Origin of the sequence: Ralstonia chuxiongensis (assembly GCF_024158925.1) — a bacterium.
GTDB classification, from domain to species: Bacteria; Pseudomonadota; Gammaproteobacteria; order Burkholderiales; family Burkholderiaceae; genus Ralstonia; species Ralstonia chuxiongensis.
Genome location: NZ_JAMYWC010000002.1, coordinates 778023 through 790971 on the forward strand (window position 1 = coordinate 778023; position 12949 = coordinate 790971).

Genomic DNA, 12949 nt, shown 5'->3' on the forward strand with positions numbered 1-12949 from the left:
GCGCTAGCCCCGCTGCCCGAACATCATCTGCCGGGCCAGCCCATGCTTGAGCGGCGGCAGGCATTCCAGCAGCGTAAGCGCCGCACCGCGCAGGTGGCCAAACGGCCGGCCCGGCACGGCAAACGCGCGCGGCAGCAAATCGGTCAGGCCGATGGTGACGGCGCGGTCAAACGCGCGTTCGCGCGCGAAACGGGCGAGGGTGGCTGCCGTTGCCCCATCCCGAAGCGCGCGCGCCATCTCGAATGCATCGCGCAGGCCGAGGTTGAAGCCCTGGCCCGCCACGGGGTGGATCGTCTGCGCGGCATTGCCGATTGCGGCGACGCGGCGATCGACCGGAATGCGCTGGGCGTGCAGCCCGAGCGCGAAAGTGTGGCGCGGGCTGGCGTGCGTGAAGCGGCCCATGCGCTCGCCAAAGGCCGCGCCAAGTTCAGCGAGGAAGGCGTCGTCGGGCAACGCTGCGCGTCGGCGTGCTTCGTCGGGCGCGCAGCACCAGACGAGCGCGTAGCCGGGACCGTGCGCGTCATCCTGCGGCAGCAAAGCGAGTGGGCCTTCGGGTGTGAAGCGCTCCCACGCCCAGCCTTCAAGCGGCGCGCTGCAGCGCACGTGCGCGACGATGGCTGTCTGGCCGTAATCGCGGCGCCGCGCGTGGCCGATACCGCCTTGCTGCTTGCGCGCGTCGTCGAACAAGCCGCCTTCAGCCTGGATGACAACTTCCGTTTCGATGGCCAGCGGATGACGCCCTTCGCGTAGCGCGCGCACGCGGGCCGGCGCGACGGTGCCGTCGGCGCGCGGCAGTTGCTCGACGCGCTCCACGGGTGTGTGGTCGAAGCGGGTGAGACGGTTCGGGTGACGCTCCATCTGCGTGGCGAGTGCGGCGTTGAGCGCGGCGCTCAGGTCGCCGTATTGCACGACGTGGCCGAGCGCGGGGACGTCGTAGTCTTCACGGCGGATATGCGTCTGCCCGAAGTGGCCGCGCTGCGAGACATGAATGTGCGTGATGGGCGTGGCGCGCGTGGGCCAGCCGCCAATCTCCTGCAGCAGCACGCGCGAGCCATGCGAGAGCGCCAGCGAGCGCGGGTCTCGCGCTGCGGCTTCAGCATCGCGCGCATCGAACAGGGCGATGCGCCAGTCGGTGTCGCGCAGCAACCAGTTGGCCAGCGCCAGCCCGACAGGCCCCGCGCCGACGATGGCGACGTCGAAGTCTGGCACCGCGCTGCTTGCTGTGATGCCGTCGGTCATGCCTGGCTCCGCATCACCAATTCAATTTCGTCTGGGGCCACGGGCACGTCGCGCGTGATGATTTCGCAGCCTTCGGGCGTGACGATGGCGTCGTCTTCAATGCGGATGCCGATGTGCCAGTACTGTTCCGGCACGCCGGGCGCGGGGCGCACGTAGATGCCGGGTTCGACGGTCAGCACCATGCCGGCTTCCAGCGGGCGCCACGGGCGTTCGCCTTCCGCGGGAGCGGCGGTGCCGGGCGTGCGGTATTCGCCCACGTCGTGCACGTCCATGCCGAGCCAGTGGCCGGTGCGGTGCATGTAGAACTGGCGGTATTGACCGCCGGCGATCACGTCGTCGAGCGTGCCGACTTGGTTGGCGTCGAGCAGGCCGGTGTCGAGCATGCCTTGCGCCAGCACACGCGTGGCGGCGTCGTGGGGCACGTTATACGGCACGCCCGGCCGCGTTTCGGCAATGGCGGCTTCCTGCGCGGCAACCACAAGCTCATACAACTCGCGTTGCGGGCCGGTGAAGCGGCCGTTCACGGGGAACGTGCGCGTGATGTCCGACGCGTAGCCGTCCAGCTCGCAGCCGGCGTCGATCAGGCAGAGATCGCCGTCGCGCAGTTCGGCGTTGCCGGCGCGGTAGTGCAACACGCACGCGTTGGGGCCGGTGGCAACGATGGAGTTGTAGGCGACGCTTTGCGCACCGTGGCGGCGGAATTCGTACAGCAGTTCGGCTTCGAGATGGTATTCACGCAGGCCGGCACGCGAGGCCTGCATGGCGCGCACATGCGCCCCTGCAGAGATGCGTCCGGCGCGGCGCATGATGTCGAGCTCGCTCGCGTCTTTGAACAGGCGCAGCTCGTCGAGGATGGCGCGCACGTCCAACGCCTGGTGCGGCGACGACACACCCGCGCGGCCTTGCATGCGCACTGCGTCGAGCCAGCGGCGCATGCGGCGGTCGAACATGCCGCTCTCGGCCAGCGGATATGCCACGGCGGCGGCGTTGGCGAGCAGCTTGGGCAGCGTCGCGTCGATCTCTTCCACCGAGTGCGCCTCATCCAGGCCGAAGGCTTCCTTCGCGGCTTCGGGGCCGAAGCGGAAGCCGTCCCAGATTTCGCGCTCTTCGTGCTTCGGGCGGCAGAACAGCACGCTGCGTGCGGGTGCGCTGCCCGCGGGTACCACGATGGCGAGCACCGCTTCGGGCTCGGTAAAGCCGGTCAGGTAATAGAAGTAGCTGTCATGCCGATAGGGGTAGTCGCTATCGCGGTTACGCATCGCTTCGGGTGCGGTGGGCACGATGGCGACCCCGCCACCCGCCGCGCGCAGCCACTGCACGACGCGCTCGCGGCGCTGGCGATAGGTCTGGAGGAAAGCGAGTTCGGTGGCGGACATGGCGTGTTTTCCAGCGGCAGAAAGGATGCGTCGATTGTAACGCCGCGCTTGGTGGGCATTCGGGGGAGGGGCATTGCCACACCCGTAAGGAGACTTGTGCGGTGCGGGCGGCCTCTCCTAAAGTCTCGGGCGGCCACCGCCGTTAATACTGACCTGTTTTGCATCCCGGTTGCGACCTCTGCCTGCAGTGGATTGGCCGCATTGGATCGGCCTGCCCAGGAGAACCGATGCTCGCCAGCAGTTACAACCCTCTTCTCGTCCTGCTTTCCCTCTTCGTGGCCATCCTGGCGTCGTATACGGCGCTGGATATGGCAGGACGTGTCGTCACCGCACACGGCCGCGCGGCGTTGTCGTGGCTCATCGGCGGAGCTTCGGCCATGGGGCTGGGCATCTGGTCGATGCACTTTGTCGGCATGCTGGCGCTGAACCTGCCGATCCCGGTTGGATATGACGTCGGAATCACGCTTACCTCGCTCGCCATCGGTATTGGTGCGTCGATGTTTGCGTTGTGGCTGGTCAGCCGACGTGAATTGCCGTGGCCGCGTCTGGCGGGCGGCGCGCTGCTCATGGGCGCGGGCGTCGCGGGCATGCACTACACCGGCATGGCCGCGCTGCGCATGAACCCAGGCATCCAATACGACCCTGCAAGGTTTGCGCTGTCGATCGTGATTGCGGTGCTGGCCTCTGGCGTGGCGCTGTGGATCGCCTTCCGCCTGAGGCGGCAGTCGCGACGCGTTCGTGCACTGCGTGCCGGTTCGGCGGTGGTGATGGGCGTGGCCATCGTCGGCATGCATTACATGGGCATGTCGGCGGCATCGTTTCCATTTGGCAGTGTGTGCGGCGCTGCGCACACCGGTGCGAGTGCCGAATGGCTGGCGCTGGTCATCATCATCGTGACGCTGGCGGTGCTGGCTATCGCGCTGATCATCTCAGTGCTCGACCTGCGCATGGAAGCGCGCACCGCCTTGCTGGCGAATTCGCTGGCCGCGGCCAACAAGGAACTGGCCTACCTTGCGCTGCACGACAACCTGACCAAGCTTTCCAACCGGGTGCTGCTGGAAGACCGCCTGACCCAGGCGATCCGCACGGCTGAACGCGAGAAGCGCCGCTTCGCGCTCATGTTCATGGACCTGGATGGCTTCAAGGCCGTCAACGATGTCTATGGGCACCATGTGGGCGATCTGCTGCTGATCGACGTCGCGCAGCGCATCAGCGCGCGGGTACGCCAGCAGGACACCGTGGCGCGTGTCGGCGGCGACGAATTTGTCGTGCTCGCCTACGTGGACGATCCGGAAGACGCCGGCACCCTGGCCGATGCGCTGCTGGAAGTGGTGCGCGAGCCCTTCATGGCTGGCGGTCACGAGCTGCGGGTGTCGACCAGCATCGGCATCGCGATCTACCCCGGCAACGGCGGCAACCAACACGATCTGCTGACCAACGCCGATGCGGCGATGTACCACGCGAAGGGTTTGGGCCGGAACGCCTACAGCTTTTTCGAGCCCTCGATGAACGCCGACGTTCATCACCAGTTGCAGCTCGTGCAGGACTTGCGCCGCGCGGTCGAGCGGCACGAACTCGTGCTGCACTACCAGCCCAAGTTCAACGCGCCCAATGGGCCGATCATGGGCGTGGAGGCGCTGGTGCGCTGGCAGCATCCGCAGCGCGGTTTGGTGCCCGCCGACGAGTTCATCCCGCTGGCCGAAAAGACGGGGCTGATCGTGCCGCTCGGCACGTGGGTGCTGGACGAAGCCTGTCGCCAGATGGCGCAATGGCACCGCGAGGGGCGCACCGGCTGGACCGTCGCCGTGAATTTATCTGCGCTGCAGTTTGGCCATGCCGCACTCATCGACACCGTGCGCGACACGCTCGAGCGCCATGCGCTGGACCCGCGCAGCCTGACGCTTGAGATTACGGAGTCGACCGCCATGCGCGATGTCGATGCGAGCCTGCAGATTCTGCAGCAGCTCGACGCGATGGGTGTGGGGATTTCGATCGACGATTTCGGCACCGGCTATTCGAGCCTGCTGTATCTGAAGCGTTTGCCTGCCAGCGAGCTGAAGATCGATCGTGGCTTTGTGCGCGATCTGGCGCACGACACGGAAGACGCGGCCATCGTCTCGGCCATCGTGGCGCTGGGTCAGACGCTGAACCTGCGCATCGTCGCAGAAGGTGTAGAGACGGCCGAGCAGCAGGCGTTCCTGACGCGGCTCGGTTGTCACTCGCTGCAAGGCTATCTGCTGGGCCGCCCCATGACGGCGGAATCACTGAGCGCCGCGATGGCGTAAGCGCTTAGCGCGACGCAACTTCGGCGTCGAGCGCGGCCAGCTGGGCTGGTGTGCCGACGTTTTCCCAGCGACCGTCGAAGCGCTCTCCGGTGGCCCGGCCTTCGGCGATGGCCTGGTGGTACAGCGGCGTCATCGCCAGCCGCGTGCCGGGCACGATGTCGGCAAACAGGCGCGTGTCGTACAAGCCGATGTTGCCGAACGTGAGGCGCTCGGGGCCTTCGGCGTGGAGCGTGCCTTCGTCATCCAGGGCGAAGTCGCCGCGCAGGTGATAAGGCGGATTGGGCACCATCACCAAATGCATGCCGGGTGTCGCTTGCGCCGCCATTGCGGGCGCACGGTCGCGTAGCACGGCGTAGTTGTAATCGCAGAACACGTCACCGCTGACGGCAATGAATACGCTGTGCCCATCGCCGGCATGCAGCAGCGGCATCGCCTGGGCGACACCGCCCGCCGTCTCCAGCGCTTGCCCTTCGGGTGAATATGCGAGGCGTACGCCCCACGCGCTGCCATCTCCGAGCGAGGCTTCGATCTGCGCGCCGAGCCACGCGTGGTTGATGACAATGTCGCGCACGCCTGCCGCGGCCAGGCGCTCGATCTGCCAGACGATCAGCGGTTTGCCGCCCACGTTGAGCAGGGGCTTCGGCGTGTGGTCGGTCAGAGGGCGCATGCGGTCGCCGCGGCCCGCCGCAAAAATCATGGCACGCGTCGTGGAATTCAAGCCATCACCTTCATCAGAATAAGCAGCACAGCCATGCCGCCGACGATGGTCCACATCGCACTCTTCGTCACCCGTGCGATGACGATGGCGACGATGCCGGCAAGCAGGCGCGGGTTGTCGATCGACACCGCGAGCGCGCTGTCGCGCATCAGCAGGTCGGGCGCGATCAGCGCGGTCAGCATCGCGGCCGGCACGTAGGGCAGGGCGCTGCGGAACCACATCGGCAGGTTCATGCGCCCTTCCAGCGCGATGAACGATAGGCGGATCAGGTAGGTGGCCGCACCGGAAATCAGCAATACGCCGAAGAGGACCAGGGCTTTCATGCGGCAGCCCCCTTGTCGGCCGGTCGGGCGAGCAAGCGCTCGACCAGCGCGCCGACGGCGATGCCCACACACGCCGCGCTCATCAGCCCGAGCTTGTGCGGCCAGCCCGTCCACGCCACCGCCAGCGCGGCGCCCGTCAGGGCGGCGGCCAACTGCGCACGCGTGCGCAGCGCCGGCACCACGATGGCGATGAACGTGAGCGGCAGGAAGAAATCAAGCGGCCACGAAGTCGGCACCTGCGCGCCTAGCACCACGCCGACGATCGTCGACGCCTGCCAGCTGGACCACAGTGCCACGCCAGCGCCAAGGAAATACCAGTGGCGGTAGGCGGTTTCCTCGCTGCCGGGCTGCGCGGTGACGACCCGGCGGTTCATGGCGGCGAACGCTTCGTCGGTCAGCAGATAGGCGATCAGCCATTTCCAGCGGCGCGGCAGATGCGCCAGCGTTGGTGCAATGCTGGCTGAGTAGAGCGCGTGCCGCAGATTCACCATCGATACCGTCGCTGCAATCACCAGCGCGGGCGCGCCACCGGCCCACAACTGCACGAGGATCATCTGCGAGGCGCCACCGAAAACGATAGCGCTCATCGCGACGGCAAGCCACGCGGGCATGCCGGCGGACGTGGCCAGCACGCCGTAGATCAGGCCGAACGGCACCACGCCCAGCAACATGGGCGCGAGTGCCAGCATGCCGGCGCGGAACTCGACGGCGCGGGGAGAGGCCATCAGAACGTGTAGCCGATCTGCTGCGCGCGATCTTCGAGTTGATCGAGCAGGCGGGCCAGCGGCGCCAGCGCGTTGTAGCGGCTGCATACACGGCGCAGGTAGGCGATGAAGCGCGGAGTGTCTTCCACGTAGCCGGTCTTGCCGTCTCGGTAGCGCAGGCGCGCGAAGATGCCGGCCACCTTCAGATGGCGTTGCGCGCCCATCCATTCGAGCGCGCGGTAGAACTCGCCGAAGTCCTCATCCACGGGCAGCTTGGCAGCGCGGGCCGCTTCCCAGTAGCGCACGGCCCAATCCAGCTCCTGTTCTTCATCCCACGACAGGAAGGCATCGCGCAGCAGCGAGGCAGCGTCGTAGGTGATCGGGCCGTAGACGGCATCCTGGAAATCCAGCACGCCCGGCTGCGCCGGGTCGGCCGCGTTGATCATCAGGTTGCGCGGCATGTAGTCACGGTGGACGTACACGCGCGGCTGGGCCAGGGCGCTGTCGACCAGCAGCTTGAACACCTTGTCGAGTGATTCGCGCTGGGCCGCGTCCAACGGGCGTTGCAGATGCCGATCGACATACCAGTCGGGAAACAGCGACAGCTCGCGGCGCAGCAGCGCTTCGTCGTACGGCGGCAGTTCCCCTTCGCGCGAGGCCAATTGCCAGCGCACCAGAGTATGGATGGCGGGGCGGAACAGCGTGTTGGCGTAGGCGAGGTCGAAATTGCGTTCGCGCAGCGATTGCAGATACGTTTGCGGGCCCAGGTCGGTCAGCAGGAGGAAGCCCTGCGCGAGATCCTGCTCCAGCACCTGAGGTGCATGAACGCCGGCGCCATTCAGCAAGCCCGCCACATGAACGAAGGGGCGGCAGTCTTCCTGTGGCGGCGGGGCGTCCATGACGACCAGCGTGCCGTTGGCGCTGTCCAGGCGGAAATAACGGCGGAAGCTGGCATCGGCCGAAGCGGGCTGTAGCGTGTCGATGCGCAGGCCGTGGGCGGCGGGCAATGTGCCGAGCCAGTCGCGCAGTTGACTGAGGCGTGCGTCGGTTGCGCCTGCTGCGGCGCCAGGGGTCGAAGCCATGCTGAGAGAATGCTGGAATGAGGCTGGAAGGAAGCCCCGTATAATACCCGACCGAGTTTCGCCGCGAGCGAGCGCCGGCCCTGTCCAGGCCGCGTCCGGCGGCGGGATTGACCGCAGTACTGACTGATTTTGTGCCTGTGCGTGCCGTTGCGCGTGCGGCCCTGTTCCCGATCTGCATGACCGAACCGAACCGAGCCAGGAAAAACCGGCAGCGCGCTGCTGTTGCCGCGCCCGATCAGCGGCCCGCCAACCGGCGTGGCACGCTGGCATTGCGCCCGCTGGTGTTCGCGGTGGCCGGTGTCTGGACGGCGACGTCCGCGGCGCAGAGCGCGGACACCACGCAGGCGACGGCGCCTGCTGTCACCCCGGCCTCGTCGGTGACAGCGCTGGCCACGTCCGGCCCGACCACGCCTGGCGGCAGTCCGCTGGTGCCCAAGATGGCCGAGCCCGTCCAGCGACCGGACAACACTGTTCCCACGTTTACCGCGGCCGACAAGATGGACGGTCGCACCAATGAAGACATCCACCTGCGCGGCAATGGCGAATTGCGCCGCAACGGTTCGGTGCTCAAGGGCGACACCCTCGACTACAACCAGGACACCGACGTTGCCACCGCCACCGGCAACGTGCGTCTGTTCAAGGGCGGCACGCTCGTCACCGGCCCGGATGCCAAACTCAAGGTCACCGCCAACGAAGGCACCATCAGCACGCCGACCTACGAGTTCCACTCGACCGGCGGCCGCGGCACCGCAGACCGCATCGACTTCATCGACAAGGACAACAGCCGCATCACGCGCGGTACGTACACCACGTGCTCGCCCGACAATGTCGACTGGTACTTCAGCGCAAGCCGCATCGACATCGACAGCGACCGCCAAGTCGGTACTGGCCGCAACGGCGTGCTGCACTTCTTCGGCGTGCCGGTGTTTGCCGCGCCGATCATGGACTTCCCGCTCAATGACGACCGGCGCAGCGGCTTCTTGGCACCGGTCTTCGGCTACAACAGCCGCAGCGGGACAGACATTACGCTGCCCTATTACTTCAACATCGCGCCGAACCGCGATCTGACGTTGTACCCGCGTCTGCTGAGCCAACGTGGTCTGCAGCTTGGCGCCGAATATCGCTATCTTGATACCTCGTACAACGGAGTCCTGCGAGGCGAATTTCTGCCCGATGACCGTGAGGCGGGTCGCAATCGCTGGTCGATTTCAGCACTGCACACGCAGCGCCTAGCACCGGGCCTGACCGGCTACATCAACTACAACAAGGTCTCCGATAACACCTATCCGGATGACCTTGGCCGCAGCATCGTCACGGCGACGCAGCGTCAGTACACCCAGGAAGGCGGCGTTACCTATTCCATCGGCGACTGGGTTGCGATGGCGCGCGTGCAGAAGTTCCAGACGCTATCGACTGCGACGACGCCACTGGCAGCGCCGTACGAGCGCCTACCACAGTTGAATCTGGCGTATAACCGGTACGACGTTGGCGGGTTTGACATCAATTTCCTGACCGACTACACGCGGTTTTCGATCCCGACGGCCAACACAGTCCAGGGTGAGCGGTTGTTCATGCAGCCGACGATCAGCTATCCGATCATCCGGCCGGGCTGGTTTGTGACACCGAAGTTCATCCTGAACGCCACATCGTATCGACTGGACCGGCCTGCAGGTGATACGCAGGACACGCAGATCAATCGCACGCTGCCAACGTTCTCGCTCGATTCGGGCATGACCTTTGAGCGCGATGCGCCGTTGGTCACCAAGCTGTTTGGCGTGAGCTACATCCAGACGCTGGAACCGCGCGTGTTCTACGTGTACACGCCGTATCGCGATCAGTCGCAGATTCCGTTGTTCGATACTGGTCAGTCGGACTACAACCTCGGCCAGATCTTTACCGAGAACCCATACACGGGTTACGACCGCATTGCCGACAACAACAAACTGACGGCGGGCGTGACCACGCGCTTTATTGAAGCGGAATCGGGCATTGAGCGTTTGCGTGCCACGATCGCGCAGCGTATCGATTTCGAAGGCCAGCGCGTGACGCTGGCGGGGGCGGCGCCGACGTCGGTGCGCCGCTATTCGGACCTTCTGGGAGCGACCACGATCCAGATGTTCCGCGGCATCTTCTTCGATACGAACCTTCAGTACAATCAGGACATCGACCGCATCATGCGCTCGACCGTCGCATTCAGCTGGAAGCCGGAAGCCAACAAGGTGATCAACCTCGGCTACCGCTATTACCGGCAAGATGCCAATACCGGCCAACTGCCTCTCGAACAGGCCGATATCTCAACGCAGTGGCCGATCACACGGCGTCTGTACGGTCTGGGCCGCATCGGTTACGACCTGGATGCGCGCAAGCCATCGGATATGCTGCTTGGCCTCGAATATGTGGCGGACTGCTGGGTTGGCCGACTGGCGGTACAGCGCTACAGCAATGCGGTTTCGGGCTATACGACGCATATCTTTGCCCAGATCGAATTCAAGGGTTTGTCGAAGGTGGGGAACAATCCGATCGACGTGATTCGTCTGAACGTGCCTGGCTACCAGCCGGTGACCGCGCAGCCGATCACGCCGTCCGTGCTGGATCAATATGAATAACGACATCATGGCTTTCCAATCGACCGCTTTCGCCACGCGTGTGGCTCCTCTGGGCCGCTTGCGTGTCGCCACCGGCGTGCTGGTCGCGCTGTTGGCGGGGACCACTCTGGCACCAGCCGTCCACGCCCAGCAGACGCAATCGGCAAAGAAGAGCACACCCGTGCGCGGCATCTTCGCCAACCCGGGTTCGTCGCCAAGCCAGCCGCTGCTGCAGGGCACGCTGCCCGAGCCGACGGCTCCTGGTGCACCGCGCAGTCAGCTGGTCGACGAGGTGGTGGCCGTGGTCAACACCGACGTCATCACCCGCCGCGAACTGCTCAACCGCGCCGATCTGGTTGAGCGTACGTTCCGCGCCCAGAACCGTCCGCTGCCTCCGCGCGCAGATATGCTCGGCGAAGTGCTTGAGCAACTGATCCTGGAGCGCGTGCAGGCGCAGACCGCCAAGGAAAGCGGCATCCGCGTGTCTGACGCCGATGTGGATCGTGCCGTGGAAAGCGTGGCCCAGCGCAACAACCTGTCCGTGCCGCAGCTCAAGAGCAAGCTGAAAGATGCCGGCATGACGTACGACAAGTACCGCGACGACCTGCGTCAGGAAATCCTGCTGGCTCGCCTGCGCGAGCGCGAGGTCGACTCCAAGGTGCAGGTCTACGACGGCGAGATCGACAACTATCTGGCGCAGCAGGGCGGCGGAACGGCCCCGGCTGGCGAGCAGCAATACAACGTCGCGCAGATTCTCGTGCCGGTCGCCGAAGGCGCCACGGATGCCGAGAAGGCCGCAGCGCGCAGCAAGGCCGAAGCCCTGCTCAAACAAGCACAGGGCGGTGCGGATTTCGCCAAGCTGGCCCGTGACAATTCTGGCGCGCCGGATGCCTCGCAAGGCGGCGAACTTGGGCTGCGTCCGATCGGTCGCTTGCCGGCTGTGTTTGCCAACGCCGTGGTCGACATGAAGGCCGGCCAGGTGGCGAGCCAAGTGTTAGAAAGCCCGGCTGGTTATCACGTGATCAAGCTGTTGGAGAAGCGCGCACCGAGCACGGCGATTGCCGCCAAGGTGCAGCAGACGCAAGTGCGCCACATCCTGATCAAGACCGGTCCGACGATGTCCGCGGACGACGCGCGCCGCCAGTTGGTAGGCCTGCGTGATCGGATCGTCCACGGCTATGACTTTGGCGATGCGGCTCGCCGGTATTCGCAGGACGGTTCGGCCGGTGCGGGTGGCGAGCTGGGCTGGGTGTCCCCGGGACAGTTGGTGCCGGAATTCGAGCAGGCGATGAACCAGCTCAAGCCGGGCGATGTGTCGCAGCCGGTGCAGAGCCAGTTCGGCGTGCATCTGATCCAGGTGGAAGGTCGCCGCGAGGCCGAGGTGTCGGGAGATCGCCAGCGCGACTACGCACGCTCTGTGATTCGCGAGCAGAAGGTGCAGGCCGCCTATGAAGATTGGCTGCGTGAGCTGCGCGACTCGGCACACGTGGAATACCGCGTGAACCGTCAGCAGTAAGCTACGGAGATCCGCATCGCTCACGGCCGCCTGCGGGCGGCCGTGGCGTTTCTAGACCGACCGGAAACCATCGCAGGAAAGCGCTGCATGCTGAACATTGCCATCACCACCGGAGAACCTGCAGGTATCGGCCCCGATATCACCGTGGCTGCGTTGCTGCACTTGGCGCGACAGGCGGCGCCGCGTTACGCCGATGTGCAATGGCATGTGATGGGCGATGCGGCATTGCTGCAGGCGCGCGCTGATGCGATCGGGCAGGGCGATTTCTGGCGCGTTGCGTCCACGGCGCTGACCATTGTGGAGCGCCCGCTGGGTGCGCCGGTACGCGCCGGCGTGCTCGACGCCGCCAACGGCCGCTATGTGCTGGACCTGCTCGACGCAGCCATCGACGGCTGCCAGATTGGCACGGCGGACGGCGTCCGTTACGACGCGATGGTCACGGCGCCGGTGCAGAAGAGCACGATCAACGACGCAGGCGTGCCGTTTACTGGCCATACCGAATACCTGGCCGAGCGCAGCCGCACGCCGCGCGTGGTGATGATGCTCGCTGGCCCGCAGCCGGCACACGACGACGCCATGCTGCGCGTGGCGCTGGCGACGACGCATTTGCCGCTGCGCGAGGTGCCGGACGCCATCACGCCCGCAGTGCTCGACGAAACGCTCGACATCGTGCAGCGCGATTTGCGCACACGCTTCGGCTTGACCGCACCGCGCATCCTCGTAACGGGGTTGAATCCGCATGCGGGTGAATCAGGTCACCTCGGCCGCGAAGAGCTCGAGGTGATCGAGCCGGCCATCGCGCGTGCGCGTGCGCGCGGAATCGATGCGCGCGGTCCATATCCGGCCGATACGCTGTTCCAGCCGCGCCTTCTGGCAGACGCCGATTGCGTGCTGGCGATGTACCACGACCAAGGTCTGGCGCCGCTCAAGTACGGCACCTTCGGGCATGGCGTGAACATCACGCTGGGCCTGCCGTTCGTGCGCACATCGGTGGACCACGGTACGGCGCTGGACCTGGCGGGCACGGGGCGCGCCGAGTTCGGCAGCATGATCGAGGCGATCGATACCGCCATCGCCATGGCGCGGCACACGGTACGTTCCTGAATTTCTTCACCTTTTCG

The 12949-nt window shown here is 65.9% G+C and carries 10 protein-coding genes; 4 read left to right on the forward strand and 6 right to left on the reverse strand.

Annotated features, from left to right (window positions below):
- Positions 1-3 precede the first annotated feature (3 nt).
- Entirely contained in the window at positions 4-1239 is a 1236-nt protein-coding gene (locus NKG59_RS08325; RefSeq protein WP_253536337.1) for a UbiH/UbiF/VisC/COQ6 family ubiquinone biosynthesis hydroxylase, read from the reverse strand.
- Positions 1236-2615 (reverse strand): aminopeptidase P N-terminal domain-containing protein, encoded by a 1380-nt coding sequence (locus NKG59_RS08330; RefSeq protein ID WP_253536338.1) that lies wholly within the window; start codon positions 2613-2615, stop codon positions 1236-1238. The genes NKG59_RS08325 and NKG59_RS08330 overlap by 4 nt, the downstream gene beginning before the upstream one ends.
- Positions 2616-2842: 227 nt before the next feature.
- Between NKG59_RS08330 and NKG59_RS08335 the strand changes: the two genes are divergently transcribed.
- Complete coding sequence (locus NKG59_RS08335) at positions 2843-4900, forward strand: putative bifunctional diguanylate cyclase/phosphodiesterase (RefSeq protein WP_253536339.1); 2058 nt, start codon at positions 2843-2845, stop codon at positions 4898-4900.
- A 4-nt stretch (positions 4901-4904) separates the two neighbouring features.
- Here NKG59_RS08335 and murU read toward each other — a convergent pair whose 3' ends face one another.
- The 4 genes from murU to NKG59_RS08355 are packed head-to-tail and all read right to left on the reverse strand — an operon-like array spanning position 4905 to position 7727.
- Positions 4905-5597 (reverse strand): N-acetylmuramate alpha-1-phosphate uridylyltransferase MurU, encoded by a 693-nt coding sequence (gene murU / locus NKG59_RS08340; protein WP_253536476.1) that lies wholly within the window; start codon positions 5595-5597, stop codon positions 4905-4907.
- A 17-nt stretch (positions 5598-5614) separates the two neighbouring features.
- A complete protein-coding gene (locus NKG59_RS08345; protein WP_045203740.1) occupies positions 5615-5941 on the reverse strand; it encodes an AzlD domain-containing protein in 327 nt (108 codons plus the stop codon).
- Positions 5938-6666, reverse strand: a complete 729-nt coding sequence (locus tag NKG59_RS08350) for an AzlC family ABC transporter permease (RefSeq protein WP_253536340.1) — start codon at positions 6664-6666, stop codon at positions 5938-5940. The genes NKG59_RS08345 and NKG59_RS08350 overlap by 4 nt, the downstream gene beginning before the upstream one ends.
- Complete coding sequence (locus tag NKG59_RS08355; RefSeq protein WP_253536341.1) at positions 6666-7727, reverse strand: aminoglycoside phosphotransferase family protein; 1062 nt, start codon at positions 7725-7727, stop codon at positions 6666-6668. The genes NKG59_RS08350 and NKG59_RS08355 overlap by 1 nt, the downstream gene beginning before the upstream one ends.
- 176 nt (positions 7728-7903) lie before the next feature.
- Here NKG59_RS08355 and NKG59_RS08360 point away from each other — a divergent pair, with 176 nt between their 5' ends.
- From NKG59_RS08360 to pdxA, 3 genes are all read left to right on the forward strand, one after another.
- A complete protein-coding gene (locus tag NKG59_RS08360; RefSeq protein ID WP_253536342.1) occupies positions 7904-10333 on the forward strand; it encodes an LPS-assembly protein LptD in 2430 nt (809 codons plus the stop codon).
- Positions 10326-11828 carry a peptidylprolyl isomerase gene (locus NKG59_RS08365; protein WP_253536343.1) on the forward strand — a complete coding sequence of 501 codons (1503 nt, stop codon included), beginning with the start codon at positions 10326-10328 and terminating at the stop codon, positions 11826-11828. The genes NKG59_RS08360 and NKG59_RS08365 overlap by 8 nt, the downstream gene beginning before the upstream one ends.
- A gap of 87 nt (positions 11829-11915) precedes the next feature.
- Positions 11916-12932, forward strand: a complete 1017-nt coding sequence (gene pdxA, locus NKG59_RS08370) for a 4-hydroxythreonine-4-phosphate dehydrogenase PdxA (RefSeq protein WP_253536344.1) — start codon at positions 11916-11918, stop codon at positions 12930-12932.
- Positions 12933-12949 lie beyond the last annotated feature (17 nt).